At 61.8% G+C, this 26,213-nt stretch carries 25 protein-coding genes; 8 read left to right on the forward strand and 17 right to left on the reverse strand.

What is annotated here, in order from left to right:
- Nucleotides 1-17: 17 nt before the first annotated feature.
- From AB8A38_RS29555 to AB8A38_RS29585, 7 genes are all read right to left on the reverse strand, one after another.
- Complete coding sequence (locus AB8A38_RS29555) at nucleotides 18-1,268, reverse strand: NupC/NupG family nucleoside CNT transporter (RefSeq protein ID WP_439088425.1); 1,251 nt, start codon at nucleotides 1,266-1,268, stop codon at nucleotides 18-20.
- A gap of 78 nt (nucleotides 1,269-1,346) precedes the next feature.
- Complete coding sequence (locus AB8A38_RS29560) at nucleotides 1,347-2,105, reverse strand: SDR family oxidoreductase (RefSeq protein ID WP_068736102.1); 759 nt, start codon at nucleotides 2,103-2,105, stop codon at nucleotides 1,347-1,349.
- 22 nt (nucleotides 2,106-2,127) lie between these two features.
- The gene (locus AB8A38_RS29565; protein WP_315842852.1) at nucleotides 2,128-2,616 is read right to left on the reverse strand and encodes a GNAT family N-acetyltransferase; all 489 of its coding nucleotides are present in this window, start codon (nucleotides 2,614-2,616) and stop codon (nucleotides 2,128-2,130) included.
- Between the two features lie 41 nt (nucleotides 2,617-2,657).
- The gene (locus AB8A38_RS29570; RefSeq protein ID WP_315842851.1) at nucleotides 2,658-3,404 is read right to left on the reverse strand and encodes a proteasome-type protease; all 747 of its coding nucleotides are present in this window, start codon (nucleotides 3,402-3,404) and stop codon (nucleotides 2,658-2,660) included.
- A 78-nt stretch (nucleotides 3,405-3,482) separates the two neighbouring features.
- Nucleotides 3,483-4,325: a transglutaminase family protein gene (locus AB8A38_RS29575; RefSeq protein ID WP_315842850.1), complete on the reverse strand. Its 843-nt coding sequence runs from the start codon at nucleotides 4,323-4,325 to the stop codon at nucleotides 3,483-3,485.
- A 40-nt stretch (nucleotides 4,326-4,365) separates the two neighbouring features.
- Entirely contained in the window at nucleotides 4,366-5,310 is a 945-nt protein-coding gene (locus AB8A38_RS29580) for an alpha-E domain-containing protein (protein ID WP_068736110.1), read from the reverse strand.
- 62 nt (nucleotides 5,311-5,372) lie between these two features.
- Nucleotides 5,373-6,791: a circularly permuted type 2 ATP-grasp protein gene (locus AB8A38_RS29585; protein WP_439088426.1), complete on the reverse strand. Its 1,419-nt coding sequence runs from the start codon at nucleotides 6,789-6,791 to the stop codon at nucleotides 5,373-5,375.
- Nucleotides 6,792-7,012: 221 nt separating this feature from the next.
- Here AB8A38_RS29585 and AB8A38_RS29590 point away from each other — a divergent pair, with 221 nt between their 5' ends.
- The 3 genes from AB8A38_RS29590 to AB8A38_RS29600 all read left to right on the forward strand — a co-directional run bounded on the left by AB8A38_RS29590 (nucleotide 7,013) and on the right by AB8A38_RS29600 (nucleotide 8,986).
- The gene (locus AB8A38_RS29590) at nucleotides 7,013-7,747 is read left to right on the forward strand and encodes a competence/damage-inducible protein A (RefSeq protein ID WP_309948719.1); all 735 of its coding nucleotides are present in this window, start codon (nucleotides 7,013-7,015) and stop codon (nucleotides 7,745-7,747) included.
- A gap of 73 nt (nucleotides 7,748-7,820) precedes the next feature.
- On the forward strand, nucleotides 7,821-8,345 hold the full coding sequence (gene gpt / locus AB8A38_RS29595) for a xanthine phosphoribosyltransferase (protein WP_068736116.1): 525 nt from the start codon (nucleotides 7,821-7,823) through the stop codon (nucleotides 8,343-8,345).
- 23 nt (nucleotides 8,346-8,368) lie between these two features.
- Nucleotides 8,369-8,986, forward strand: coding sequence for a hypothetical protein (locus AB8A38_RS29600; protein WP_439088427.1), 618 nt, complete (start codon nucleotides 8,369-8,371; stop codon nucleotides 8,984-8,986).
- Nucleotides 8,987-9,102: 116 nt separating this feature from the next.
- Here the strand turns inward: AB8A38_RS29600 and AB8A38_RS29605 are convergent, their stop codons facing one another.
- The gene (locus AB8A38_RS29605; protein WP_439088428.1) at nucleotides 9,103-10,125 is read right to left on the reverse strand and encodes a methionine synthase; all 1,023 of its coding nucleotides are present in this window, start codon (nucleotides 10,123-10,125) and stop codon (nucleotides 9,103-9,105) included.
- Between the two features lie 124 nt (nucleotides 10,126-10,249).
- Between AB8A38_RS29605 and AB8A38_RS29610 the strand changes: the two genes are divergently transcribed.
- The 3 genes from AB8A38_RS29610 to AB8A38_RS29620 all read left to right on the forward strand — a co-directional run bounded on the left by AB8A38_RS29610 (nucleotide 10,250) and on the right by AB8A38_RS29620 (nucleotide 12,702).
- Nucleotides 10,250-10,954, forward strand: a complete 705-nt coding sequence (locus AB8A38_RS29610; protein WP_309948716.1) for a glutathione S-transferase N-terminal domain-containing protein — start codon at nucleotides 10,250-10,252, stop codon at nucleotides 10,952-10,954.
- Nucleotides 10,955-11,095: 141 nt separating this feature from the next.
- Nucleotides 11,096-11,725, forward strand: coding sequence for a 2-hydroxychromene-2-carboxylate isomerase (locus tag AB8A38_RS29615; RefSeq protein ID WP_315842845.1), 630 nt, complete (start codon nucleotides 11,096-11,098; stop codon nucleotides 11,723-11,725).
- On the forward strand, nucleotides 11,725-12,702 hold the full coding sequence (locus AB8A38_RS29620) for an NADPH:quinone oxidoreductase family protein (protein WP_439088429.1): 978 nt from the start codon (nucleotides 11,725-11,727) through the stop codon (nucleotides 12,700-12,702). The genes AB8A38_RS29615 and AB8A38_RS29620 overlap by 1 nt, the downstream gene beginning before the upstream one ends.
- 4 nt (nucleotides 12,703-12,706) lie before the next feature.
- On the opposite strand, the gene AB8A38_RS29625 is transcribed toward AB8A38_RS29620, so the two are convergent.
- The 8 genes from AB8A38_RS29625 to AB8A38_RS29660 all read right to left on the reverse strand — a co-directional run bounded on the left by AB8A38_RS29625 (nucleotide 12,707) and on the right by AB8A38_RS29660 (nucleotide 22,091).
- The gene (locus tag AB8A38_RS29625; protein ID WP_315842843.1) at nucleotides 12,707-13,378 is read right to left on the reverse strand and encodes an alpha/beta fold hydrolase; all 672 of its coding nucleotides are present in this window, start codon (nucleotides 13,376-13,378) and stop codon (nucleotides 12,707-12,709) included.
- 8 nt (nucleotides 13,379-13,386) lie between these two features.
- Nucleotides 13,387-14,277, reverse strand: coding sequence for a crotonase/enoyl-CoA hydratase family protein (locus AB8A38_RS29630; RefSeq protein ID WP_315844184.1), 891 nt, complete (start codon nucleotides 14,275-14,277; stop codon nucleotides 13,387-13,389).
- 184 nt (nucleotides 14,278-14,461) lie between these two features.
- Nucleotides 14,462-15,622: a M20 aminoacylase family protein gene (locus AB8A38_RS29635; protein ID WP_439088430.1), complete on the reverse strand. Its 1,161-nt coding sequence runs from the start codon at nucleotides 15,620-15,622 to the stop codon at nucleotides 14,462-14,464.
- Nucleotides 15,623-15,634: 12 nt separating this feature from the next.
- Complete coding sequence (locus AB8A38_RS29640) at nucleotides 15,635-17,158, reverse strand: M81 family metallopeptidase (RefSeq protein WP_439088431.1); 1,524 nt, start codon at nucleotides 17,156-17,158, stop codon at nucleotides 15,635-15,637.
- A gap of 30 nt (nucleotides 17,159-17,188) precedes the next feature.
- A complete protein-coding gene (locus tag AB8A38_RS29645; RefSeq protein ID WP_410001815.1) occupies nucleotides 17,189-18,874 on the reverse strand; it encodes an ABC transporter ATP-binding protein in 1,686 nt (561 codons plus the stop codon).
- Nucleotides 18,871-19,755 carry an ABC transporter permease gene (locus AB8A38_RS29650; protein ID WP_315842840.1) on the reverse strand — a complete coding sequence of 295 codons (885 nt, stop codon included), beginning with the start codon at nucleotides 19,753-19,755 and terminating at the stop codon, nucleotides 18,871-18,873. The genes AB8A38_RS29645 and AB8A38_RS29650 overlap by 4 nt, the downstream gene beginning before the upstream one ends.
- Before the next feature lie 13 nt (nucleotides 19,756-19,768).
- Nucleotides 19,769-20,710: an ABC transporter permease gene (locus AB8A38_RS29655; RefSeq protein ID WP_439088432.1), complete on the reverse strand. Its 942-nt coding sequence runs from the start codon at nucleotides 20,708-20,710 to the stop codon at nucleotides 19,769-19,771.
- Nucleotides 20,711-20,957: 247 nt separating this feature from the next.
- Complete coding sequence (locus tag AB8A38_RS29660) at nucleotides 20,958-22,091, reverse strand: M20/M25/M40 family metallo-hydrolase (protein WP_439088433.1); 1,134 nt, start codon at nucleotides 22,089-22,091, stop codon at nucleotides 20,958-20,960.
- A 317-nt stretch (nucleotides 22,092-22,408) separates the two neighbouring features.
- On the opposite strand from AB8A38_RS29660, the gene AB8A38_RS29665 reads away from it, so the two are divergent.
- Nucleotides 22,409-24,028, forward strand: a complete 1,620-nt coding sequence (locus AB8A38_RS29665) for an ABC transporter substrate-binding protein (RefSeq protein ID WP_439088630.1) — start codon at nucleotides 22,409-22,411, stop codon at nucleotides 24,026-24,028.
- On the opposite strand, the gene AB8A38_RS29670 is transcribed toward AB8A38_RS29665, so the two are convergent.
- Complete coding sequence (locus AB8A38_RS29670; protein ID WP_439088434.1) at nucleotides 24,025-24,180, reverse strand: hypothetical protein; 156 nt, start codon at nucleotides 24,178-24,180, stop codon at nucleotides 24,025-24,027. The genes AB8A38_RS29665 and AB8A38_RS29670 overlap by 4 nt on opposite strands.
- 235 nt (nucleotides 24,181-24,415) lie before the next feature.
- Between AB8A38_RS29670 and AB8A38_RS29675 the strand changes: the two genes are divergently transcribed.
- Entirely contained in the window at nucleotides 24,416-26,041 is a 1,626-nt protein-coding gene (locus tag AB8A38_RS29675) for an ABC transporter substrate-binding protein (RefSeq protein WP_439088435.1), read from the forward strand.
- The last annotated feature ends 172 nt before the right edge of the window (nucleotides 26,042-26,213 follow it).

The raw sequence follows: 26,213 nt of genomic DNA on the forward strand, positions 1-26,213 counted from the left end.
GGCGCTGGCGGCGTATCTCAGGTGAGCATGCCGACGATCGCGCCCATCAGGCAGGTCGTCAGCGTCCCCGAGACGATCGACTTCACACCGAGCGCGTTGATTTCGTTACGACGTTCCGGCGCCATGGTGCCCAGGCCTCCGATCATAATTCCGAGGCTGGCAAAATTTGCAAATCCGCACAGCGCATAAAGCACAATGAGGCGCGAGCGTGCATCCAGCGCATCGGGACCGAGCTTCGCCAATTGAACATAGGCGATCAACTCGTTGAGGATCGTCTTGACGCCCATCAGCGAGCCCGCGGTCAGCGCCTGGTCCCACGGCAGGCCGATCAGCCAGCACACCGGTGCCATCACGTAACCCAGCATGCGCTGTACTGACAGCGTGTTGCCTCCCACGGTGGGCATCATCATGAGGATCGCGTTCATGAGATACATCAGCGCCACGAACACCAGCAGCAGGGCGATGATGTTGACGAGTAGCTCGATGCCTGCACTCGTGCCCTTGACGATCGCATCTATCGTGCTCGTGGCCGATGCGTCCGGATTGGCGAGCAATCCACCGGTGCGACGATCCTCCGTCTCAGGCACCATGATCAGGCTGACAAGGATCGCAGCTGGCGCCGAGAGCACGGAAGCAATCACGAAATGCGCCGATGCATCGGGGATCAGTGGCGCCATGAAAGTGGCGTAGAGCACCAGCACTGTACCGGCGATCCCCGCCATACCGCCCGTCATCACCAGAAACAGTTCGCTGCGCGTGAGCTGCGCGAGGTAAGGGCGAATAAACAACGGGGCCTCGACCATGCCCAGAAAGATGTTCGCGGCCGTTGACAGTCCGACCGCGCCGCCGATGCCGAGCGTGCGTTCGAGCAGCCACGCCATGCCGCGCACGATCGGCGGCAGGATACGCCAGTAGAACAACAGGCTGGTCAGCACGCTGATGACCAGCACCACGGGAAGTGCTTGAAGCGCGAGAACGAAATCCGCGCCGGGATTCTTGAGATCGAACGGCAATGCGCCGCCGCCGAGATAACCGAACACGAAGGATGTGCCAGCACGCGACGCTGCGGCGATGGTACTGACAGCATCGTTGATGCTGCTGAAGGCGCGCGTCACGACGGGAAGCTTAAGCAGGATCACGGCAGCGACGATCGTCAATGCGAGACCGATCGCGGCCTGTCTCAGCGACACCTTGCTGCGGTTTTCACCGAGCGCCCAGGCGATCCCCAAAAGTGCGATGACGCCGAACGCCGATTGTAGCTGCAGCATAAATCCCCCGAAACCGCGGCGATGATGCCGCGGCTTCCCATGTCATGCAATCGCAATGCCGCTGGGGCAGGTTACGTTTTAGCCGCGTCCGACGAACGGCATCTTTGTCGCCATGACCGTCATGGTCAGCACATTGGCGTCGAGCGGCAGGCCAGCCATATAGGCGACAGCGTCGCCGACGGCTTTGGCGTCCATGCGTGGCTCCTGCTTCGAGGTGCCGTCGGGCTGCAGCACGCCGGGGCCGTTGACCATGCGGTCGGTCATGGGTGTGGCGGCGTTGCCGATATCGACCTGGCCGACGGCGATGTCATAGGCGCGGCCGTCGAGATTGCTGGCCTTGGTCAAGCCGGTGATGGCGTGTTTGGTCGACGTGTAGGCGGCGGAGAACGGGCGCGGTGCATGCGCCGAGATCGAGCCATTATTGATGATGCGGCCGCCGCGGGGCGTCTGATCCTTCATGATGCGGAAGGCGTGCTGCGTGCACAGGAACGGCGCGGTGAGATTAGTGTTCACCACAGCCTGCCACTGTTCGAGGCCGAGGTCTTCGAACGGAATCGCGGGCGCGCCCATGCCGGCATTGTTGAACAGCACGTCGAGCCGGCCGAATTCCTGCATGGTCCTGGCGAACAGCGCGGCAATGGAGGCGGGGTCCGCCATGTCGGCGCTCACGGGGAGGCTCTTGCCGCCATTGGCCGCGCCGAGCTTTTGGGTCTCTTGCAGCAGTTCGAGCCGGCGACCGGCGAGCACGACGGTGAAGCCCGCATTCATCAGCGCGAGCGATGCGGCACGGCCGACGCCGGTGCCAGCTCCGGTCACAAGTGCGATCTTGTTGGTCATCTGTTTCGTCCCTGTTTTCTTTTTACGAGAGGTCTTTTTGAGTGAGGTCCCGGACCATGAAACGTGCGTTGTCGCCGTAGCTTTGCAGTTTTTGATCCAGTTCGGAATCGCGCATGATGGTGAAATCGTGCCGTTGCCAAAAATGAACTGAATTGTTGACGGCAACAAGCGTCATGTTGGGCAGTTGCATCAGCCGGGCGCGTGCCGCCATCATATCGACGGCCACAGTCGCCGCGCCGGATCTGCGGGTTTCGGGCAGCAATGCGAGATCGTGAATGTAGAAGGTCGAGGGCGCTGCGGGCATTGTCAGCAGGCTGTTCAGTGACGGCGGCTCCCTGAATTGCCAGGGATGGCTGACGAGATAACCCTTGATCCCGTCCTGGGCTTCGAGCACGGCGCAACCGTTGGGATCGAGCGCCAGGCGGTTCGCGAACACGACCTCATCTTCGGGGAAATCGGGATGAACGGCATCGGCGATGGCGAGGACGGACGACAGATCTGCCTCCGTCATGATGCGCCATTTCATCGGGGCGGCAGTCATCGCGGCCGCGCTCAATTGTCTTTCTTGTAGGGCGGGCGCGGAATGTTTTGATGTGCCGCGCGCAGTGCTGCCGACCAGCGCGAGCGCAGGTCGTGGAAATAGGGCTCGCCGGCTTCGATACGGTGATTGAGATCGGCATCGCAGACATCGGCGCGCACCACCAGCACATCGATCGGCAGGCCGACGCCGATATTCGAGCGCATGGTCGAGTCCATCGAGATCAGGCCGGTCTTGAGCGCCTCGTACAATTCGACGTCGTAATGCATCGCGCGGTCGAGTACCGGCTTGCCGTATTTGTGCTCGCCGATCTGCAGATAGGGTGTGTCCACCGTGCATTCGATGAAATTGCCGGCCGGGTAGATCATGAACAGCCGCATCTTGGCGCCCTTGATCTGGCCGCCGAACAGGAACGAGACGTCGAAATTGATATCCTCGGCCTCCAGCGCCTTGCCCTCGGTAGCGTTGACGTGCCTGATGGCGCGGCCGATGCGCTGCGCAGCCTGAAACATCGTGGGCGCGTTCAGCAGGGTCTCCAGCTCGCCGGTGGTCGGGTTCTCGAGGCCCTCGCTCAGGGTGGAGAGCACCGACTGGCTGATTGCCAGATTGCCCGCGGAGGCCACCGCCATGATGCGGTCGCCGGGCTGGTTGAAGATATGCAGTTTGCGGAAGGTCGAGATATTGTCGAGCCCGGCATTGGTGCGCGTGTCCGCGATCATCACCAGGCCGTCCTTGACGAGAATTCCGCAGCAATAAGTCATCGTCGGTCCCTTAATCAGGGAAGCGTCTTACGCGGTGGGTATCGACCGGGCAACCTCGGAAAACCAGTTTGAGGTTGTTCAGGACTGGCTCTGCGACTGCGACTGGCCGCGGCCATTGGCCTGATCGACCTTGACGGCGACGGTCAGGGTTTCCGTGCCGCCGCCATAACGGGTGCCGCGGACAGGGGCTGCGCCAAGGTAATCCAGGCCGATGGCAACGCGGGCATGGGCGTCGGTGGTGCAGATGGCATTGGCAGGGTCGAAGCCGACCCAGCCGAGATCCGGCACGTAGGCCTCGGCCCAGGCATGCCCGGCCTGCTGGTTGGTCTCGCCATCGGCACGCCAGAAATGGCCGGAGACGAAGCGGGCAGGGACGCCGGCCGAGCGGGCACAGGCGATGAAGATATGCGCGTAATCCTGGCAGACGCCACGCTTGCCGATGAAGGCCTCGCTGGCCGAGGTGCCGGTGCTGGTTGGATCGACGTCAAAGGTCATGTGCTCGTTGATGGCCATCATCAGCGCGTGCAGGAAGCCGAGCACGTCGGTTTCGGCGCTTGGCGCAAGGTCCTTGGCAAAAGCCTGCATCGCTGCGCTGGCGTCGGTCAGGTCGGTCTGGCGCAGGAAGAAGCTCGGCGGAAATCGCTCATCGGTGCCCTTCAGCACGCCCCCGGTGTCCTGGGTGTCGATCAGGCCTTCGACGGTCACGGTGAGGTCGGCGATCGGCCCATGGGTCAGCACATGGGTCACATTGCCGAATGCATCTTCATGGAGATCGAGGCGGGAATCGGTGGAGACGTCGATCTGCCACTCGGCGACATACTGGCCGTCATGGCTGCCCGGCGTCATCCGCAAAATCTGGATCACGCCCGAAGCCGGCGGCTCGTAGCGATAGGTCGTCGAATGGGCGATACGCAGGCGCATGGCAACGTGTCCGAATCTGCAGATGAGCCGGGACGCTAGCTCAAATCAGGTATTGTTTGGCAATGATGTCGCCCAGACGGCTGTTATCTGCAATGAATTCCTGGATGAATTCATGCAACCCATGCTGGAAAATATCCTGCATGTTGCTGTGTTCGAGGCGGTTTCGGACGCCGCGGGCGTGGCGCTGCGCTGCGCCCTGACGGCCATAGGACACGCCGATCTGGTCGAGATTGCGGACCAGATTGCCGTAGCAGCTCGCCAGCGAGCGCGGCAGCGTGTCGTTGAGGATCAACAGGTCGGCGATCAGCCAGGGCTTCAGCGTCTCGCGATAGACCCAGTGATAGGCCGTCAGCGCGGAGACCGAGCGTAGGATCGAAGTCCACTGATAGTAGTCGAGCGGGCCGCCGACATGTTCGTCCTCGGGCAGCAGCAGATGATATTTGACGTCGAGAATGCGCGCGGTGTTGTCGGCGCGCTCCAGATGCAGGCCGAGCCGCGAGAACCAGTAGGCGTCGTTGCGCAACATGGTCCGGTAGGCTGAGCCGTCGAAGCGCAGCGATGTTTCCTGCACGAAGCGGAGGAAGTTCGCCAGTTGCTCGCGTGTCTTGGCGCCGCCGCTCCAGGCGGATTGCAGCTCCAGCCACGCGCTGTTGATCGTGTCCCACATCTCGCCGGTCAGTGCGGTGCGGACCGAGCGCGAGTTCAGGCGTGCGGCTTCGATGCAGTTGCGGATCGAGGAGGGATTGGCCGTCGAGAACGAGAGATATTCGACGACATTGGTCTCGTTGGCTTCCTCATAGATCTCGTAAAAGGCCGCGCTGACGCCTGCGGTCAGTAACGCCGAATCCCATTCGTTGGTCTGGCCGATATAGGTATTCGGCAGCGCGGTGACGCGCAGTGTCGCCTCGATCGTGCGCGCGAGATATTCGGCGCGTTCGACATAGCGGGCTAGCCAGTAAAGGTTCTCGGCGGTGCGCGACAGCATGCGGGGATGTTACTCTTTGAAAATTGGGTCGTCGGTCGAAGTCCGGTTGCCTATATCGAGAGTTATTCGTCCAGTATCCATGTGTCCTTGGTGCCGCCGCCCTGGCTGGAATTCACCACCAGCGAGCCTTCCTTCAGCGCGACGCGGGTCAACCCGCCTGCGACGATGGAGACGTTCTTGCTGCCGGTGAGCACGAAGGGACGAAGATCGACATGCCGCGGTGCGAGGCCTGACTCGGTGCAGGTCGGGCAGGTCGAGAGCGCCAGGGTCGGCTGGGCGATGAAGCCTTCCGGCTCGCGCTTCAGCTTGTCGCGGAAAGCTTCAATCGTTGCTTTTGTAGCGGCAGGCCCGATCAGCATGCCGTAACCGCCGGAGCCATGGACTTCCTTGACGACGAGTTCGCCGAGGTGATCGAGCACATAAGCGAGATCGCCAGGTTCGCGACAGCGCCAGGTCGGCACATTCTTCAGGATCGGCTCTTCGCCGAGATAGAACTTCACCACTTCCGGCATGTAGCTGTAGATCGCCTTGTCGTCGGCGATGCCGGTGCCGACTGCGTTGGCCAGCGTGACGTTGCCAGCCATATAGGCGGACATCAGGCCGGGGACGCCGAGCGCTGAATCCGGGCGGAAGGTGAGGGGATCGAGGAAATCGTCATCGACGCGGCGATAGATCACGTCGACGCGTTTGAGGCCTTCGGTGGTGCGCATGAAGACTTCATCGTTCTTGACGATGAGGTCGCGGCCCTCGACCAGTTCGACCCCGAGCTTGTCGGCGAGGAACGAGTGTTCGTAATAGGCCGAGTTGTAGACGCCGGGCGTCATCAGCGCGACGGTGGGCTCTGTCGAGGCCGAGCGCGGTGCGACGGAGCGCAGGCAGGACAATAGCTCGTCGGGATATTTCTCGACCGGCGCGACGCGATGCCGCGCGAACAGGTCGGGGAAAAGCCGCATCATGATCTCGCGGTTCTCCAACATGTAGGAGACGCCGGAGGGCGTGCGGGCATTGTCTTCGAGAACGAAGAATTCGTCCGGATTGGTGCGGACGATGTCGATCCCGGCAATGTGCACATAGACATCGTGGGGGACGTCCTGGCCGTTCATCTCCGGACGGAACACTGGATTCTGGAAGATCAGGTCATCGGGGATCAGGCCGGCGCGGAGAATGTCCCGGCCGTGATAGATGTCCTTGAGGAACATGTTGATGGCGCGGGTGCGCTGCTTCAGGCCCTTTTCCAGCAGGGTCCATTCCTTGCCGGAAATGATCCGCGGAATGACGTCGAAGGGGATCAGCCGTTCGGTGGATTCGGAGTCGCCGTAAACCGCGAAGGTGATGCCGATCCGGCGGAACAGCAGCTCCGCTTCCTGGCGGCGATGTTCCAAAGCGTCCGGAGGCGTCTCCTTGAGCCAGCGGGAGAGTTCTTCATAGGCCGGGCGGAGCTCGCCTTGAGGCCCGTTCATTTCGTCGAACGCGACTGCCATGTACCCTGACTGTTGTTTCGAGGCCGTACGGAGATTGCACGACTGAAAGGGATGGTAGCAAGGGGCGGGCCAGCACGATATGCATTCAACAGGAGCAATTCGTATGAGATGCGTGTAAAGCTGCCTGAAAAAACGGCTGGACGCTGCTCGTTTCGGCAGCAAAACCCCGTGACATCGGGACTTTGCCTGCGCATGGTCCCGGGAATGGTAGGGAATGACAAATGACCGAGATTGTGACTGCGGGCATCCTGGTGATTGGCGACGAGATTCTGTCAGGCCGGACCAAGGACAAGAACATCGGCTTCATCGCTGAGTATCTCACCAATATCGGTATCGATCTCAAGGAAGTCCGCGTCGTCTCCGACGATGAGCCGGACATCATCGCTGCGCTCGATGCGCTGCGCAAACGTTACACCTACGTTTTTACCACTGGCGGCATCGGCCCCACCCACGATGACATCACCGCCGATGCAGTCGCCAAGGCGTTCGGCGTCAAGATCGATCACCATCCCGAAGTGGTCGCGCGCTTCCAGGAGCGCTTCGGCGCCGACCTGAACGAAGCCCGGCTACGGATGGCACGCATCCCTGACGGCGCCGACTTGATCCAGAGCGCGACCATCCTGGCGCCCGGCTTCAAGATCGACAATGTAATCGTGATGGCCGGCGTGCCGACGATCATGCAGGCGATGATGGACATCGTGTCGCCGAAGCTGAAATCTGGTTTGCGGATGCTATCCGATACGGTGAAGGCCAATGCGCGGGAGGGGGACGTCGGTGGTCCGCTGCGCGATATCGCGAAGGCGCATCCGGATACGATCATCGGCAGCTATCCGTTCATGGACGAACAGGGCAAGCCGAACACCAATCTGGTGGTGCGTTCGCGCGATCAGGATAAGCTCAATGCGGCAATGGAGGCCGTCAAAGCGATGTTGGCGACAATCAACGCGCCTAAGTGAAATCAAGAGTGAACTAACGAGTAGATCAACATAAGTCCGGCCGCCTGAGGGCGACTGATGGAAGGAGACGAACATGGCCGATCATCCGGAATTGAGTGCTGAGGAGCGCGCCGGCAAGGCATTCCCGGTGTCCTGGGATCAATTCCATCGCGATTGCCGCGCGCTGACCTGGCGGCTGAACAGCGCCGGTCCATTTCATGCGATCATCGCCATCACCCGTGGCGGCCTCGTGCCGGCAGCGATCGTGGCGCGCGAGCTCGGCGTCCGCGTCATCGATACGGTGTGCATCGCGAGCTATGAGCACAACAAGCGCGGCGAGTTGCAGGTACTGAAGGGGCTCTCTGCCGATGCGTTGAAACTCGGCGGCGGCGACGGCAAGGGCCTCCTGATCATCGACGACCTCGTCGATACCGGCAAGACGGCGCGTATCGTCCGCGACATGCTGCCGAAAGCTCATTTCGCGACTGTCTATGCCAAGCCGATGGGCCGGCCGCTGGTGGATACGTACATCACCGAAGTGTCGCAGGACACCTGGATCTTCTTTCCGTGGGATCTCGGCCTGTCGTTCCAGCCGCCGATGCGCGAAGGCGCGGGCTAGGCGCTCGTTGCGAGGAGACGCGATTGCCGCTGCAAAATCGTGTTACGCCGGCAGGCGACATCGTCGCGACACCGGAGCGCGGAACGTTCACCGGCAATCGTGGCATCATCCATGATCCTTCGACCAAAACGCTCCTGAACAGGCGCTGGTCCAATCCGGCCTGGATCACTTGCGTCTGCGAATTTCGCGGGCGTCGCCGCGATGTCATGGCGACACGTAGCTGGACCGAGCTGTTCTTCCTCGACGAGGCGACGTCCTTCGCCGCCGGTCACCGCCCATGCTTCTATTGCCGCCGCGAGGACGCGAACCGCTTTCGCGCAGCGTGGGAGGAGGGCAACGGCGTCACGCGTGTGCGGGCGACGGAGATCGATGCGCTGCTGCATCGTGAGCGGCTGGATAACAGGAAGAAGCGATCGCATCCGGTGGATGGGCCTATCGAGGCATTGCCGGATGGGGCGATGGTGCAGGCGGGTGACGAAAGCTATTTGATCGCGCAGGGGCAGGCGCTGCAGTGGTCGTTCGCAGGATATAGCGCTTCGGTCGGTGAACTCGTCGACGCGCAGCTGCTGACGCCACCATCGACGCTGAATGCATTTCGCGCTGGCTATCGTCCGGTGCTGCACAAGAGTGCGCGAAACTAACGATCTCACTCCGTCATGCCCGGGCTTGACCCGGGCATCCATCTTTCTTGCTCGTAACGGAAAGAGGAAGTTGGATGACCGGGTCAAGCCCGGCCATGACATCGAGAGAGCCGGGGTTACCCCAGCTTCTGCCTCGCCAGCTTCGCACCCGCACCCAGTGCGCGCAGCTTCGCTTCCGCGATATCGCGCTGCATTGGGGCCATGCCGCAATTAGTCGTCGGCACGATCTTGTCCTTCGGCACGTGCTTCATCACGGCCTCGATGGTGGCGACCACATCCTCGGGCGTCTCGACCTCATCGCTGGCGACGTCGATCACACCGGCCTGCACGATCTTGTTCTTCAGCAGTCCCAGCAATTCCAGCGGCACGCGCGAATTGCGGCATTCGATGGCGACCTGCTGGATCGGGCTGGCATCGATGGCCGGGAAGATCTCTTCATATTGCCGCCACTCGCTGCCGAGCGTTTCTTTCCAGTCGGTATTGGCCTTGATGCCGTAGCCGTAGCAGATGTGAACGGCTGTCGCGCAAGTGAGGCCCTGTGCGGCACGCTCGAGCGCCTTGACGCCCCAGTCGGCGGCTTCGTCCATGAAGACGTTGAAGGCCGGCTCGTCGAACTGGATCATGTCGACGCCGTCGGCCTGCAGTGCGAGCGCTTCCTGGTTCAGCAATTCGGCGAAGGCGAAGGCCATCTTGACGCGGTCGCCGTAATAGCTGTCCGACAGGGTGTCGATGATGGTCATCGGGCCGGGCAGCGTGAACTTGAACTTGTTCTTTGTGTGCGCGCGGGCGGCCTGCGCCTCGAAGGCGTGAACGCGGCCCTTGAGCTGCAGTGGCGCGGTCACCTGCGGGACCATCGCCTTATAGCGATCCTTGCGGATGCCCATCTCGACCTTGTGGGCGAAGTCGATGCCGTCGACCTTTTCCAGAAAGCCATGGACGAAATGCTGCCGCGCCTGCTCGCCTTCGGTGACGATGTCGACGCCGGCATCTTCCTGCACTTTCACAGCCAGCAGCGTCGCGTCGCGCTTGGCGCGGGCCAGTTCGTCGCCCGACGAACGCCAGGTCGGCCACAGCTTGTTGGGCTCGGCGAGCCACTCGGGCTTCGGAAGCGAGCCGGCGATGGTGGTTGGAAACAGCATTTGTTCGCTCCCCGGAAATTGTGTTTTGCGGAGGCCTATCTGCCATGTTCCGGACCTCCCGTATATGGGATTGGCGCACCCGTGGGGGAGGGCTAGGATCGGCCAAAACGCCTCGAGGGACACCATGATCGACCTGCATTACGCACCGACGCCGAACGGCTGGAAAATCTCGATCATGCTGGAGGAATGCGGGCTGCCCTATACGGTCGTCCCGATGCAACTCGGTCGCGGCGACCAGCACCAGCCGGAGTTTCTGAAACTCAGCCCCAACGGCCGCATGCCGGCCATTGTCGATCATGCGCCCGCTGATGGCGGCGCACCGGTCTCGATTTTCGAGAGCGGCGCAATCCTGATCTATCTCGCGGAGAAGTCCGGCCGGTTCATGCCGACCGAGATACGCAAGCGTTTCGACGTCATGCAATGGCTGATGTGGCAGATGGGCGGGCTCGGCCCCATGCTCGGCCAGAACGGGCATTTCCTGCTCTATGCGCCCGAGAAGATTCCCTATGCGATGGATCGCTATACTCGCGAAGCCAAGCGCCTGTACGGCGTACTCGACGCGCATCTCGGGGAAGGCCGCGATTACATCGCCGGCGACTACTCCATCGCCGACATGGCGTGCTTTCCGTGGATCATGACCCATAAGGCGCAGGGCCTGACACTGGATGATTTCCCGAATGTGAAGCGCTGGTTCGCGCTGGTCCGCGCGCGGCCGCAGGTACAGGCGGGGCTTGCCGTCGGCAAGCAGGAGAAGAAGCCGATGGATGAGCAGGCGAGGAAGATCATGTTCGGTGTCGATGCACCGGCGCATGCGCAGGCGCAGCAGTGAGATTCGTCGTTCCGGGGCGGCGGCGCGCCTTCGCGCCGACGAACCCGGAACCTGGCAGAAATAAAAACACATCGGGATTCCGGGTTCGCGCCAAGTGGCGCGCCCCGGAATGACGGAGAACAATAATAAGAGGAAACACCCATGATCGAATTCTTCTTCGACTGTTCCAGTCCCTGGACCTATCTCGCCTTCCACAACATCCAGCCACTGGCGAAGGAATTCCGCGAGGAAATCTCGTGGCGGCCCATTCTGGTCGGCGGCATCTTCAATTCGATCAATCCCAGCGTCTATGAATCGCGCAAGACGCCGGTGCCGGCGAAGGCGCGCTACATGAAGAAGGATCTCGGTGATTGGGCGCGCTCGGCAGGCCTGGCTATCAAGATGCCGCCGACGGTGTTTCCGGTGAACAGCGTTAAGGCGATGCGCGGTTGCATCTGGCTCGGTAACGACGCCATGGTACCGTTCGCGCGCGCGGTGTTCGAAGCCTATTGGGGCGACGACAAGGATATCTCGAGAGATGATGTTCTCACGGAGATTTGTACGCGCACCGGCATCGATCCCGCGAAATTCTTCGCAGGCATCGGCGATCAGGCGAACAAGGACCAGCTCAAGGTCAATACCGATGAGGTGATCGCACGGGGCGGCTTCGGCTCGCCGACCATCTATCTCGACAAGACCGACATGTATTTCGGCAATGACCGCCTGCCGCTGATCCGCGAGGCGCTGCAGCGTCGCCGCGTTGGCGCTGCAAGCGCCGAGAGCGCAGCCTGATGCCGAGAGCAATCGTTTGCCGTGAGCTCGGGTCACCTGAAAGCCTGCGCCTCGAACAATTTGCATCAGTGCCGCTGAAACCCGGGCAGGTCCGCGTTGCCGTGCGCGCCGCCGGAATCAATTTTCCGGACATCCTGATGGCGGCCGGCGAATATCAGCTCAAGCCCGAACTGCCGTTCACGCCGGGCATGGAAGCCGCCGGCGACGTCAGCGAAATCGCCAGCGATGTGCCGGGCATCGCGGTCGGGGATCGCGTTATCGTCAAGCTGCGTCATGGCGGCTATGCGGACGAAGTTGTGGTGACGCCAGCGCAACTCACTTCACTGCCGTCGACATTCGACTATGCGGAGGGGGCGACGTTTCTTGCGGCGCATGGCACCGCGCATCACGCGCTGGTCGATCGCGGGCAGATCAGATCCGGCGAAGTGCTGCTGGTACACGGCGCCGGCGGCGGCGTCGGTTTGGCAGCGGTGGAGATCGGCAAGCTGCTGGGCGCCACGGTCATCGCGGCTGCATCGTCGGAAGAGAAGCTTGCAGTCGCCAAAGCGCGTGGTGCGGATCATGGCGTACTGTATGGCTCCGAACCGTTCCGTGACGCGGTCAAGCGCATCACCGAGGGGCGCGGCGCCGATGTGGTGTTCGATCCGGTCGGTGGCGAAATCTTCGAGCAGAGCCTCCGCTGCATCAATTGGGGTGCGCGGCTGCTGGTGATCGGCTTCACCGGTGGCATCGGCGTGGCGAAAACCAATCTCGTGCTCATCAAAGGCGCCAGCGTGCTCGGCGTTCGTGCCGGCGAGGCGGCGCGGCGTGATCCGAAGATCGGCGAAGCCCGCATTGCGCAGCTCCTCGCATGGGCAGAGGCAGGAAAGATCAGGCCAAATGTTTCGCATCGCCTGCCGCTGGCGGATGTCGCAGCTGCCATGCGGCTGCTAACGGAGCGCAAGGCGATCGGCCGTGTGGCGCTGACCATGGGCTGAGCGCTCAGCGCCGAAACTGGCCGTCCTTCAGGAAGGCGATGGTCTGCATGATCGCTTCCCTCTTCCGGATCATCATCGCATGCGACGCGTGGATGACGAGGTGATCAGTCATGCCTTCAAGCCTCGTGCGCGCGACGGTGACACGACCATCATTCGGGCCACGCAACATCAAGCGCGAAGCGATCGGATCGAGCGTGCGGTCGCCGGCGATGATGCCGACCGGATAGTCAACTAGGGGAAGCATCGCCTCAGTTACGTCATCCCGCGTCGTAACGAGTTGTTGCCCCGCCGGGCCGAAATACTGGCGATAGGGCAGCCAGTTCTTGAGACGGTCCGCAATCTCGCTGCCGCCATTCGGCGTGCCCAGCATCACCACGCGGCCGAGACGTGAGGGGCGATGGCGCGCCAGATAGACCCGCGCAAGCAGACCGCCCATCGAATGGCAGACGAAATGCGTGCAGCCTTCGTTGGCTTCGACAAACGGCGCGATGGCGGGGTGAATGTCGTCGGCCAGCGCAGACAGCGTCTTGCGCCGGCTGGGATAGCCGATGTTCCGCGTGGCGAAGCCTGCGGCTTCGACCGCCTGCTGCATCTTGATAAAAGATCGGAACGACCGGCTAATGCCGTGCAGGAAAATGACGCCCTCGAGTGGACGACCAGAGGGCGTCGGATTCATTCGTCGTCCTATTTGTAGTCGCGCTCGTCCCACCAGGGGAAGTAGCTCGGCATGTCCGTGCTGACTTTGTTCTTGAACGCGGCCGGGCGTTTCTCGAGAAAGGCCACGACGCCTTCCTTGACGTCTTCCGAGCGACCGCGCGCATAGATGCCGCGGCTGTCGATCTTGTGCGCTTCCATCGGATCGTCGGCGCCCATCATGCGCCACATCATCTGGCGGATCAGCGCGACGGAGACTGGGGCGGTCTTGTCGATGAAGGTCTTGGCGAGTGCACGCGCGGTCGGCAACAGGTCATCGGGTGCGACCACCTTGCTGACGAGGCGACCGGCGAGGGCCTCCTGCGCCGGGAAGACGCGGCCGGAGTAGCACCATTCCAGCGCCTGCGAGATGCCGACGAGGCGCGGCAGGAACCAGCTCGAGGCGGCTTCCGGCACGATGCCGCGCTGGGAGAACACGAAGCCGAAGCGTGCGGCTTCCGAGGCAATGCGGATGTCCATCGCGAGCTGCATGGTGGCGCCGATGCCGACGGCCGGGCCGTTCACCGCGGCGATGACCGGCTTGAGGCATTTGAAGATGCGCAGTGTCACCTGACCGCCGCCATCGCGCACCATCGGATCGCTGTAATCGACATCGCCGCTGGCGAGGCGCTTCACCGGGCCGCGCCGCGCGTCGCGATCGAAGGTGTCGGCGCCCGAGGAGAGATCCGCACCCGCGCAGAAACCACGTCCGGCACCGGTCACGATGATCGCGCGCACATTGTCGTCCGCATCGGCCTTGTCGAAGGCATCGATCAGCTCGGCCTGCATGGTGGCGTTATAGGCGTTGAGCTTTTCGGGGCGGTTCAGCGTGATGGTGAGGATCTGTTCCTCGACGCTGTAGAGGATGGTCTCATAGGCCATGATGGTTTCTTCCCTGTTTTTTTGTTTGTTGGGCGGTTGCTTGCCGCCGACTTTAGGATGGGTTGCGCGATAGCGAAACCCATCTTGTCATGCGCGCAGTCGTGATGGGTTGTCGGACAGCAGCTTGCACGGCTGGGCTCAACCCATCCTGCGGAATTATGCCGGCAGTGTTGGCCGCCGCTTCTTATACCGGCAGCCGGGTTTCGACGATGCGGGCGAACATGCTGGCGCCGATGGGCAGGATTTTATCGTCGAGATAATAGCCGGGATTGTGCACCGGCACCGAGCCTTCCTGGCCGACCCAGAAATAGGCGCCGGGCACGGCATGCAGCATGTCGGCGAAATCTTCGGAACCCATTTTCGGCTTCGCGCGGGTGATCACATTGGCGTCGCCAACGATCGTGCGAGCGACGTCCTCGACGGCCTTGGAATGTTCTTCCTGATTGACGAGCACGCTGAAGCCGTCGCGGATATCGACCTTGATCTCGCAATCGAACGCCGTCGCCATGCCGGCGGCCAAGGCGTGCATCCGCTCGCGGATCTGCATCCGGACTTTCTCGGAGAAACAGCGCACGGTGCCGCAGAGCTTCGCGTCATCCGGAATGACGTTATAGGCCGAGCCGGAATGGATCTGGGTGATCGACAGCACCGCGGATTCGAACGGATTGACGTTGCGGCTGACGATCGACTGCATCGCCTGACCGAGCGACATCGCGATCACGACAGGGTCCTTCGAGCGCTCCGGCATTGCGCCATGCGCGCCATAGCCCCGGATGGTGATGTCGAAAAAGTCGGCGGCAGCCATTGCGGGGCCTGGGAAGATGCCGACTTCGCCGTGATTCATGTCCGGTGCATTATGCAGGCCGTAGATTTCATCGCAGGGAAACTGTTTGAAGAGACCGTCCTTGATCATCGCGCGGGCACCGCCGAGGCCTTCTTCGGCGGGCTGGAAGATGAAATGCACGGTGCCGTCGAAATTGCGGGTCTCGGCGAGATAGCGTGCGGTGCCGAGCAGCATGGTGGTGTGGCCGTCATGGCCGCAGCCGTGAAAACGGCCCGGAATGGTCGAGCGCCAGGCGAGATTGGTGTTTTCTTCCATCGGCAGCGCGTCCATGTCGGCGCGCAGGCCGATGCGCTTCGTGCCCGAGCCTTTGCCCTTCAGCACGCCGACGACGCCGGTGCCCCCCAAGCCGCGATGCACTTCGACGCCCCAGGAGGTCAGCTTGTCGGCAACGATGCCGGAGGTGCGGACTTCCTCGAAGCCGATTTCCGGATGCGCGTGCAGGTCGCGGCGGATAGCGGTGAGTTCGTCGGCGAAAGCGTCGATACGTTCGAGTGTGGGCATGGGTCTATCCGTTCACGGCACGAGGGCAGGTGATGAGGTCTGGGGCGTAAATGGTTCGCCGTTCGGCTTCAGCCGAATGCCCGGACGCAGATGTTTCCAGGGCAGCACGGACGTATCCGCGGGCATCGCACCGGGCGCGGCGCAGATCAGCAGCTTGCCGGCGATCGGCTCAAAGTCCGCGCGGAAATGCACCGAGCTCTTGTTGACGAGAATGTTCTGCTCAGTCGGCTCGATGCCGACATAGCGATACATCGACTGGTCGGCGAGCTGCGCCTTGTGCGAGCTGATGATGACGCGAACATCGTCGATACGCAGACAGGCCGAGAGGCCCATATCCATGTCGCGACCGCCATAATAGGGGCCGGGAGCGACGAACTTGCCGTCCGACAGTTTCTCGACCACGAACGTGTTCTCATAGGGCGCATCGCCGGGGATGCCCGACTTGCCGCCGATGGAGAGTTTGACCGTGGCGCCTTCGCCGGCTTCATGCGCAGCCTTCGCGGCGGCGGGATCGTAGATCACGCCATGGGCGGCCTTGATCGCCTTGTTCTTCACCAGCGCGCGCAGCATGCCGGTGGTGTCGCTGTCGCCGCCGGCGCCGGGATTGTCCTGCGTGTCGGCGATGACGACCGGCTTGGTAAGGGTCTTCGCCAATTCCATGGCATGCAACACGCCTTCGTCCGGCCTGTAGATCTTGCCGTCGAAGTCGTTCTCGTGGCCCATCACCAGTTTGACGACCGTATCAGCCGCTGCGTCGGCATGGGCCTGCGTGACGCCATAGGCGAACACGCTCGGGCAGCAATGCGGGAAATCGGCAGCGGGAAAGCCGGGGCAAAAGGAGAGTGTCGGGATCTCGTCGTCTTCGAGCGCTGCGAGCTTGAGATAGATGCCTTTGGTCGGTTCGTCATTGGTGCACTGCCAGCTGATCGGAATCAGGAACGGCAACTGGCGGAACGCCTTGGCGTACCGGTTGCCCGCAAGCAGCAGTTCCATGTGGCGCGCGCAGGCGCGGCCGGTGTGGGCCATGTCCACATGGGGATAGGTGCGATAGGCGATCAGCGCGTCGGTGTATTCGACCGTTTCCGGCGAGATATTGCCGTGCAGGTCGAGGCTGACCACGAACGGGATATCCGGCCCGATCACCTCGCGCACGCGCCGCGCAATCTCGCCTTCGCCGTCGTCGAGATGTTCGGTGACCATGGCGCCGTGCAGATCGAGATAGACCGCATCCAGTGGCAGCGCTGCCCTGATGCCATCGATCATCTTGCCGACGATGCGCTCGAACGCGTCCTTGGTGACATGCGCCGAAGGGCTCGCGCCGCAGGCGATGGTCGGGATCAGCTCCCAGCCACGTGTCTCGGCTTCCTCGATGAAGCCTGCGAGGCCGACATTGATGCCGCGCATCACCTTGAGGACGTCGGCGCCATGCGTCATCGACGGCCAGCCGCCGCCATGTACAAAGGCCTCATAGGTCGCCTTGGTCGGCGCAAACGTGTTCGTCTCGTGCAGAAAGCCGCCGACAGCGATACGGGTCATTCAGAATCCAGGGTCAGTTTCGGTGTGCGCTCAGGCCGCCGGCACGGTGGTGCTGCCATCGACCGCGCGGAAGTTGGCGAAATCCCATCCTCGTCCGGGCGCCGCGTCAAGCAGCTGGCGCGTATAGGCCTGTTGCGGATTTGCGAGGACTTCCGCCGCCGGGCCCTGTTCCACCACCCGGCCATGCTGCATCACGGCCACGTCGTCGCAAATCTGGGCGGCGACGCGCAGATCGTGGGTGATGAACAGGATGGCAATGCCGAGCCGGGTCTGGATGTCGTCGAGCAGCCGCAGCACCTGCGCCTGCACCGAGACGTCGAGGGCCGAGACGGCTTCGTCGGCCACCAGCACTTCCGGGTCGAGGGCAAGCGCGCGCGCAATGGCGATGCGCTGGCGCTGGCCGCCGGAGAACTGGTGCGGATAGCGCGACACTGCGTCAGGTGGAAGACCGACCAGTTCGAGCAGTTCACGCGCCCTGGCCATTGCTACCGAATGTTTGGTGCCGAAATTGATCGGACCTTCGCAAATGGACTCGCCGATGGTGATGCGCGGATTGAGCGAACGATAGGGGTCCTGGAAGACGATCTGTATCTTCTTGCGGTGCGGCTGCAACGTGTGACGTGACAGGTCGGAGATTTCGCGTCCGGCGAGGCGGATGCCGCCCGAGGTTGGATCGATCAGTCGGACGATACAGCGCGCGACGGTCGATTTGCCGGAGCCGCTTTCGCCGACGATGCCGAGCGTGCGGCCCTTGCGCAGTGTCAGCGTGACGTCCTGGGCTGCGTGGACCTCGCGTGGTTTCCCGAACATGGAACGCTCGCGATAGACCTTGCCGAGCTCATTCGCTTCGAGCACGACTGGATTGAAGCCCACTTCCTCGCGGGCCGCGCGGGGAATGAGGCTCGGCACCGACGACAGCAGGTTACGGGTATACTCCTGCGTGGGCGCGCTCAGAATATCTTTCAATGCTCCGGTTTCCACCAACCGTCCATGACGCATCACGGCGACGCGATCGGCGATGTCGGCCACCACGCCCATGTCGTGAGTGATGAACAGCACGGCGGTGCCGTGATCCTTCTGAAGGTCGCGCATCAGCTTGAGGATCTGCGCCTGGGTGGTGACGTCGAGCGCTGTCGTTGGCTCATCGGCGATCAGCAGTTTCGGCTCCAGCACGAGCGCCATGGCGATCATGATGCGCTGGCGCTGGCCGCCCGAGAGGCGGTGCGGATAGGACGCGAAGATGCGCTTCACATCGGGAAGCCGCACTTGCTCCATCATGTCGAGAATGCGCGCACGGCGGGCGCTAGCGCCGAGATTGGTGTGGGTGCGTAGTACTTCGTCGATCTGCTTGCCAACGGGGACGACCGGATTGAGCGCCGTCATCGGCTCTTGGAAGATCATCGCCATCGTCGTGGCGCGGAGCTCGCGCAGGCGGCGGTCGCTGGCTTGCAGCACGTCCTCGCCGACCAACTTAATGCTGCCGCCGATGGCTTTGAGTGAATCTCGCGGCAGCAGGCCCATGGTGGAGAGTGAGGTCACCGACTTGCCGGAACCGCTTTCGCCGACCACGCAGAGCGTTTCGCCCTGGCGCACCTGGAGAGAAATGCCGTCGATGATCTTCTTGCCGGCGCCGCTCTTGCCGACGCCGACGACGAGGTTTTCGATTTCCAGTGCGATGGGGCGGGTATTCACGGTGGGGTTCAATAGTTCACTCACTTGCCGGCCTCACGCTGTTTCATGCGGGGATCGAGCGCATCGCGGGCAGCGTCGCCGATCAGATTGACGGAGAGAATGGCAATCGAGAGCAGTAGTCCCGGCCAGAAGATCAGCGATGGCTTGACCTGAAAGAAGGCGCGACCCTCGGCCATGATATTCCCCCAGGTCGGGGTTTCCGGGCTGATGCCGGCGCCGAGGAACGACAGGATCGCCTCAGTGAGAATGGCGGATGCGGCGATGAAGGTGCCCTGGACGATCAGCGGCGCCACCGTGTTGGGCATCAGATGCTTCCACATGATCTTCGGCATGCTGGAGCCGAGCGAGATCGCCGCCTCCACATAGGGCTCCTCACGCGCCGACAGCACCACGGAACGCACCAGTCGCGCGACACGGGGGATTTCCGGAATAGTGATCGCAATCAGCACCGTCGTCAGGGTGGCGCCTGACAGCGACACGACGGCGATGGCCAGCAGCACGCCGGGCATCGCCATCAGGCCGTCCATGATGCGCATCAGGATGGCGTCCATCCATTTGAAGAAGCCCGAGAACAGGCCGATGAACAGGCCGATGACAATACTGGTGACGGCCGCGCCAAGGCCGATCAGCAGCGAGATGCGGCCGCCATAGAGAATGCGCGCCAGCACATCGCGACCATAGGCATCGGTGCCGAGCAGGTATTCCGAACTGGCCGGCTTCAGCCGCAGGGCCGGCGCGAGCAGCTGAGGATCGTGCGACGACAGCCACGGCGCAAAGATCGCCGACAGGATCACCAGCGTCAGGCAGAGCGTCGCCACCGCGATGATTGGCGTTGCGGTGAGAAAGCCCAGCGACGGGCCACTGCGCGAGGGGAGGGCTGGGTTGGGAACGGATTCGATCGCCATCAGATACGGATTCCTAGTAACGAATTCTGGGATCGAGCAGAGCGTAGGCAAGGTCGATCAGCAAATTGATCCCGACATAAACGCCCGACGTCAAAAGGATCATGGCCTGGATCACGGGAAAATCGCGCGCCAGCACCGCATCGACCGTCAAGCGACCGATGCCGGGCAGATTGAACACGCTTTCGGTAACGACGACGCCGGAGATCAGCAGCGCGAAGCCGGTGCCGATCACCGTAATGACCGGCACCGCGGCGTTGCGCAACGCATGGCGAAATAGCACACCACCCTCGTTGATACCTTTGGCGCGGGCGGTGCGGACATAATCCTCGCCGAGCACGCCGAGCATTGCCGCGCGAGTCATGCGCGCGATCAGCGCGACATAGACAAAGGATAGCGCGACGGCTGGAAGAACGATGCGTTCGAAGAACGGTCCGAAGCCGCGGGTGATGCTGCGGAAGCCCTGCACAGGCACCCAACGCAATTCGATCGCGAAGATCTGGACCAGCACGTAACCGATCATGAATACAGGGACCGAGAAGCCGATCACCGACAGCGCCATCACGAAGCGATCGATCCAGGTGCCATGCTTCCAGGCGGCGATGACGCCGAGCGGGACAGCGACCAGGATCGATAGGATCATCACGCTCAGCGCGATGCTCAGCGACGGCTCGATACGCTGGTTGACCATCTGCAGCACGGGCACGTTGGAGATTAGTGAGGTACCGAAGTCACCGTGCATCAGTCGCCAGACCCAACTGAAGAACTGGGTATAGAGCGGTTCGTTGAGCCCAAGCTGCGTCCGGATACGGTCGAGCTGTTCGGGCGTCGCGTTATCGCCGGCGATGATCGCAGCGGGATCGCCGGGCGTCAGCCGAAGCAGCAGGAAGACAAATAGGGCCACCACGCCCATAACGGGTATGGCCGCAAGAATCCGGCGAATGAGGTATCCGAGCATGGCGCTTTCCTAGTGGTGGTGTTGATCGAACGTAACTGGACCGCGTCGGTCAACCGGAAACGTCACGGGCTCGCTGCTCTTGGTCGTCATTGTCCGCGAGAAACACAGATTTTTCGAGAAACGCTGATTCACTGTCGCAACTTGCCTCAACCCGAAGTTCGCTAAACTTAAACGTAAAGGTAGCAAGTCCTGTGCCATCCCCCGGTTCACGCCATGCGATGTGCGGCGCGAACCGGGCGAGGTTGCATTAATCGAGGGTTGCCAGCAATCCCGCCATCAGGCGGCCACGGTCAACAAGGCTCTGCGCAACGATATATTCGTTGAGCGTGTGCATATCGGCGCCGTGAACGCCGAGCCCGTCGAGAGTGGGGATGCCCATCGCGCCGGTAAAATTACCGTCGGAGCCGCCGCCTTTGCTGCCATGGGTCAGTTCGGGCAGCTTGAGGCTCGCATTGATGGCCTTGGCCTTTTCAAACAGGGCCATGGTCCCCGCATTGGGTTCCCAGACCGGGCGGGTGACACCGCGGGTCACCTTGAACGTCACGTCATTCTCAGTGCCTGAGAGAGCGAGCATGCGCTCGACACCCTTGTCGAGATCTTCCTGCCGCTTGGCCATGCTCAATGCTTCGCCGGTGCAGGATGAGGCAACGCAGTTGACCCATTGCCCGCCATGCACGATGCCGACGCTGAAGGTGCAGTCCGGTCCTGTCATCTCGTCGATCTGCACGATCTTCTTCGCCATTTCGCGAATCGCGGAACGGCCGTTCGATAGCGTTGCGCCGGAATGGCTGGGCCGGCCGATGGTTTCAAGATTGAAGCGGGCGATTGCATAGCGTCCGCTGGTGACGCCATTATTCGCACTGCCGGGCTCCGGCACCAGCACATATTTGTTGCGCGCGGCCTCGGCTTCGATGACGTCGCGGGTCGATGGCGTGCCGACTTCTTCGTCGGGCGTAAACAGCACAGTGATCGGCAGCGGTGTCGTGTAGGAGATGCGCATGAGCTGGCGGATCGCTTCCAGCGACAGGTAATTCCCACCCTTCATGTCGCAGATCGCCGGGCCGTAGCAAAGCTCGCCCTCGCGGCGCCACTTCAGAATCTCTTTGGTGCCGACCGGATGAACGGTATCCATATGACCCGCAATCAAGATGCCGGGTTCGCCGAATTTCGGATGTGGAAAACGTGCGCGGACGCAGCCGCCGAATCCCTGACGACCCGCGATGCGCTCGATGGTCGCACCCATGATCTGCATATCGCGCGCCGCGAGATCGAGCATGCCGTTAACCGCGTTCGCATCCCATGTGGGGCTCTCGCATTCGACCCAGGCGCGCAGGCCCTGCAACATGTTCTCGAGATCAAACGGAAGTTCGGCGGGGTTCATCAAGTCATTCCTCTTGGATGAGAATTTTTGTCACAAATTATCAGGTGCAAGATGCATCTGCGTATTGCGCGAATTCGTGCATGACTTAGCAGCAGCGCAATCGCCTTTGCAAATCGACGATGTGCATTGCAATGCATTCTACACCGTGTGGATGTATCGCGTGGAAAACGCGATTGACGCGCATCACGCTTGATGCCAAGTCCTTGAAGCCTAAATGATAAAGGCAATACGCGAAGGCGCCTAAAATTCTATCGCGTTGCATAATCGATCATCGATCGATGATCAGATTCCAGTCAGGAGAGATTTGAGTGTCCTACATGTCACGTTGGCAGCATTCTGCGGCCTTCACGAAATTTGCGCTGCCCGGTCTGGCGGTCGCCGTTGCGCTCGCGCTGCCGGTGCTGTCGTCGCCCGCGCATGCTGCCGGCAAGACCATCACCGCAGTGATGCATTCCGATTTGCGCGTGCTCGATCCCGGCATCACGACCGGCTATATTGTCCGCGACCACGGCTATATGGTTTACGATACGCTGCTCGGCATGAACTCGAAATACGAGATCAAGCCGCAGATGGCCGACTGGAAGGTCTCCGACGACAAGCTTGTCTATACATTCACGTTGCGTGACGGCCTGAAGTGGCATGACGGCGCGCCGGTCACCGCCGAGGATTGCGTGGCGTCGCTGAAGCGCTGGGGCCGCAATGACGGCATGGGCCAGAAGCTCATGGACTTCACCAAGAGCATCGAGGCACCCGACGCCAAGACCATCGTGCTGACGCTGAAGGAGCCCTACGGCCTCGTGCTCGACTCCATCGCCAAGCCGTCGTCGCTGGTGCCGTTCATGATGCCGAAGCGTCTCGCCGAAACGCCGGCAGGGAAGGCGATTTCCGAGCAGATCGGTTCGGGTCCGTTCAAGTTCGTGCAGGCTGAATTCCAGCCCGGCGTGAAGGCGGTCTACGAGAAATTCAAGGACTACAAGCCGCGTTCCGAGCCGACCGACTGGCAGGCCGGCGGCAAGGTGGTGAAGGTCGATCGCGTCGAATGGATCACCATGCCCGATGCACAGACCGCGGTGAATGCGCTGCAGTCGGGTGACATCGACTTCATGGAAAATGGTCCATACGACCTGCTGCCGGTCCTGGCGAAGGATCCGGAGCTTAAGATTGAAGTGCTCAACCCTCTGGGCTTCCAGACCTTCGGCCGCATGAACTTCCTCAACCCGCCCTTCGACAATCCGAAGCTTCGCCGTGCCGCATTCCTGGCCATGAGCCAGAAGCCGGTGCTGGATGCGCTGGTCGGCGATGCCAAATATTACAAGGTCTGCGGCGCGGTGTTCGGTTGCGACACGCCGAATGCGACGGATGTCGGTTCGGAAAGCCTTGTGAAGGGCAATGGCGTCGAGGAAGCCAAGAAGCTGCTCGCCGAGGCCGGTTATGACGGCACGCCGGTGGTGATCATGGCGCCGACCGACGTGACCACGTTGAAGGCGCAGCCGATCGTTGCGGCGCAACTGCTCCGCAATGCCGGCTTCAAGGTCGAAGTGCAGGCCACCGATTGGCAAACGGTGCTCAGCCGTCGTCCGAGCCAGAAGCCCATAAAGGAAGGCGGCTGGAACATGTTCTTCTCGAACTGGGTCGGTGCCGACATTCTCAATCCCATCAGCAATGTCGCGACCTCCGGCCGCGGCAAGAGCAATGGCGGCTGGTTCGGCTGGAGCGAAGATGCCGAGCTGGAAGTACTGCGCGACAAATATGCGCGCGCGACCACGCCGGAAGAGCAGAAGAAGCTCGCCGCCGAGATCCAGAAGGAAATCTATGACAAGGTGATCTACATCCCGCTCGGCGAATACAAGGTGCCGAGCATCTGGCGCACCTCGCTAACCGGCGTCACCCAGGGCGCTGCCATTCCGATGTTCTGGAATATCGACAAGAAGGACTAACCCGGCACCGCTGCGGCGGTCTGTGTGAAGTAACAAACGCCGGCCTGAGTGATCAGGCCGGCGTTTTTGTTTTTGCGAATGACCTCTCCACGAGCGATGCGTTCGATGGTCGCACCCATGATTGCCATGTCGCGCGCAGCGAGGTCGAGCATGCCGTGTGTGACTTGGCAGCAGCAGGCAATCTCCTTTGCAAATTGACGACGTGCATTGGAATGCATTCTGCAGGATGTGGATGTAGCGCGTGGAAAACCCGATTGACGCGCATCACGCTTGATGCAAGTCTTTGATGTCTAAAAGATAAAGGCAACGCGTGGTCGCGCCTAAATTTCTATCGCGTTGCACAAGCAATCATCGACCGATGGTCAGTTTCAAGTCAGGAGAGATCGAATGTCCTACATGTCACGTTGGCAGCGTTCTGCGGCCTTCACGAAATTGACGCTGCCGGGCGTAGCCCTCGCAATTGCGCTGGCGCTGCCGTCACTCTCTTCGCCCGCGTTGGCGGCCGGCAAGACCATCACCGCAGTGATGCATTCCGACTTGCGCGTGCTCGATCCCGGCATCACCACAGCCTATATCGTGCGTGATCACGGTTACATGGTGTACGATACGCTGCTGGCAATGGATGCGAATTTCAAGGTCCAGCCGCAGATGGCGGAGTTCAAGGTCTCCGACGACAAGCTGGTCTACACCTTCACGCTGCGCGATAGTCTGAAGTGGCACGACGGCAAGCCGGTCACCGCGGAAGATTGCGTCGCATCGCTGCAACGCTGGGGCCGCAACGACGGCATGGGCCAGAAGCTCATGGACTTCACCAAGAGCATTGAGGCGCCGGACGCGAAGACCATCGTGCTGACACTGAAGGAGCCCTACGGCCTCGTGCTCGACTCGATTGCCAAGCCGTCGTCGCTGGTGCCGTTCATGATGCCGAAGCGTCTCGCCGAAACGCCCGCCGGCAAGGCCATCCCGGAGCAGATTGGCTCCGGTCCGTTCAAGTTCGTGCAGGCCGAATTCCAGCCGGGCGTGAAGGCTGTCTATGAGAAGAACAAGGATTACGTGCCGCGCTCCGAACCGCCGAGCTGGGCGGCGGGCGGCAAGGTCGTCAAGGTCGATCGCGTCGAATGGATCACGATGCCCGATGCGCAGACAGCGGTGAACGCACTGCAGTCCGGCGACATCGATTTCATGGAAAACGGTCCCTACGACCTGCTGCCGATTCTTACCAAGGACAAGGACCTCAAGATCGAGGTTCTGAACGAGCTCGGTTACCAGACGCTGGGCCGCATGAACTTCTTGTTGCCTCCCTTCGACAACATCAAGGTCCGCCGCGCAGCGTTCCTCGCGATGAACCAGAAGCCGGTGCTCGATGCGCTGGTTGGTAATCCCGACTACATGAAGATCTGCGGTGCCATGTTCGGCTGCGGCACGCCGAATGACACCGACGTCGGTTCGGAAACCATGGTCAAGGGCAGCGGCATGGCGGAAGCCAAGAAGGCGCTGGCCGATTCCGGTTACGATGGCACGCCCGTAGTCATCATGGCGCCGACCGACGTGTCGTCGCTAAAGGCGCAGCCGATCGTTGCAGCGCAGCTTCTGCGCGATGCCGGCTTCAAGGTCGAAGTGCAAGCCACCGACTGGCAGACCGTGGTGACGCGCCGCGCCAGCCAGAAGCCCGTCAAGGAGGGCGGCTGGAACATGTTCTTCACCAATTGGGTCGCTGCTGACATTCTCAATCCGGTTTCCAACGTCTCGACGTCGGGCCGCGGCAAGAATGGCGGCTGGTTCGGATGGTTCGAGGACGCCAAGATCGAAGAACTGCGCGACAAGTATGCGCGCGCAGCGACGCCTGCGGAACAGAAGGCTGCCGCTGCGGAAGTCCAGGCCCGTGCGCTCGAGCAGGTCGCGTATCTGCCGCTTGGCGAATACCGGATCCCCAGCATATGGCGGAAGTCGCTGACCGGCGTGCTGCCGGGCGCCGCCACTCCGGTGTTCTGGAACATCGACAAGAAGGAGTAACCGGCGCCGCTGCGGCGGGCAGGTTTGAATAAGAGAGCGCCGGTCTGAGTGATCAGGCCGGCGTCTTTGTTTTTGCGAATGACCTCGCAATGACGGGGGGCGGTACTACCGCTCGGGCGATGCCGCCGACACCACGAGCAGCACATCGGCCTTGGGCTTGCCGATGCTGCGC

Source organism: Tardiphaga sp. 839_C3_N1_4, assembly GCF_051811045.1.
Classification (GTDB): domain Bacteria; phylum Pseudomonadota; class Alphaproteobacteria; order Rhizobiales; family Xanthobacteraceae; genus Tardiphaga.

Excerpts from the sequence above, each read along its gene's own strand:
- AB8A38_RS29630 (WP_315844184.1), bottom strand. The coding sequence starts at position 14,277 with ATGGCCTATGAGACCATCCTCTACAGCGTCGAGGAACAGATCCTCACC.
- gpt (WP_068736116.1), top strand. The coding sequence starts at position 7,821 with ATGGCCGATCATCCGGAATTGAGTGCTGAGGAGCGCGCCGGCAAGGCA.
- AB8A38_RS29585 (WP_439088426.1), bottom strand. The coding sequence starts at position 6,791 with ATGGCAGTCGCGTTCGACGAAATGAACGGGCCTCAAGGCGAGCTCCGC.
- AB8A38_RS29605 (WP_439088428.1), bottom strand. The coding sequence starts at position 10,125 with ATGCTGTTTCCAACCACCATCGCCGGCTCGCTTCCGAAGCCCGAGTGG.
- AB8A38_RS29590 (WP_309948719.1), top strand. The coding sequence starts at position 7,013 with ATGACCGAGATTGTGACTGCGGGCATCCTGGTGATTGGCGACGAGATT.
- AB8A38_RS29650 (WP_315842840.1), bottom strand. The coding sequence starts at position 19,755 with ATGGCGATCGAATCCGTTCCCAACCCAGCCCTCCCCTCGCGCAGTGGC.
- AB8A38_RS29555 (WP_439088425.1), bottom strand. The coding sequence starts at position 1,268 with ATGCTGCAGCTACAATCGGCGTTCGGCGTCATCGCACTTTTGGGGATC.
- AB8A38_RS29635 (WP_439088430.1), bottom strand. The coding sequence starts at position 15,622 with ATGCCCACACTCGAACGTATCGACGCTTTCGCCGACGAACTCACCGCT.
- AB8A38_RS29570 (WP_315842851.1), bottom strand. The coding sequence starts at position 3,404 with ATGACTTATTGCTGCGGAATTCTCGTCAAGGACGGCCTGGTGATGATC.
- AB8A38_RS29625 (WP_315842843.1), bottom strand. The coding sequence starts at position 13,378 with ATGAATCCGACGCCCTCTGGTCGTCCACTCGAGGGCGTCATTTTCCTG.
- AB8A38_RS29655 (WP_439088432.1), bottom strand. The coding sequence starts at position 20,710 with ATGCTCGGATACCTCATTCGCCGGATTCTTGCGGCCATACCCGTTATG.
- AB8A38_RS29665 (WP_439088630.1), top strand. The coding sequence starts at position 22,409 with ATGTCACGTTGGCAGCATTCTGCGGCCTTCACGAAATTTGCGCTGCCC.
- AB8A38_RS29610 (WP_309948716.1), top strand. The coding sequence starts at position 10,250 with ATGATCGACCTGCATTACGCACCGACGCCGAACGGCTGGAAAATCTCG.
- AB8A38_RS29670 (WP_439088434.1), bottom strand. The coding sequence starts at position 24,180 with ATGCTCGACCTCGCTGCGCGCGACATGGCAATCATGGGTGCGACCATC.
- AB8A38_RS29565 (WP_315842852.1), bottom strand. The coding sequence starts at position 2,616 with ATGACGGAGGCAGATCTGTCGTCCGTCCTCGCCATCGCCGATGCCGTT.
- AB8A38_RS29640 (WP_439088431.1), bottom strand. The coding sequence starts at position 17,158 with ATGACCCGTATCGCTGTCGGCGGCTTTCTGCACGAGACGAACACGTTT.
- AB8A38_RS29560 (WP_068736102.1), bottom strand. The coding sequence starts at position 2,105 with ATGACCAACAAGATCGCACTTGTGACCGGAGCTGGCACCGGCGTCGGC.
- AB8A38_RS29575 (WP_315842850.1), bottom strand. The coding sequence starts at position 4,325 with ATGCGCCTGCGTATCGCCCATTCGACGACCTATCGCTACGAGCCGCCG.
- AB8A38_RS29615 (WP_315842845.1), top strand. The coding sequence starts at position 11,096 with ATGATCGAATTCTTCTTCGACTGTTCCAGTCCCTGGACCTATCTCGCC.
- AB8A38_RS29620 (WP_439088429.1), top strand. The coding sequence starts at position 11,725 with ATGCCGAGAGCAATCGTTTGCCGTGAGCTCGGGTCACCTGAAAGCCTG.
- AB8A38_RS29660 (WP_439088433.1), bottom strand. The coding sequence starts at position 22,091 with ATGAACCCCGCCGAACTTCCGTTTGATCTCGAGAACATGTTGCAGGGC.
- AB8A38_RS29580 (WP_068736110.1), bottom strand. The coding sequence starts at position 5,310 with ATGCTGTCGCGCACCGCCGAGAACCTTTACTGGCTAGCCCGCTATGTC.
- AB8A38_RS29675 (WP_439088435.1), top strand. The coding sequence starts at position 24,416 with ATGTCCTACATGTCACGTTGGCAGCGTTCTGCGGCCTTCACGAAATTG.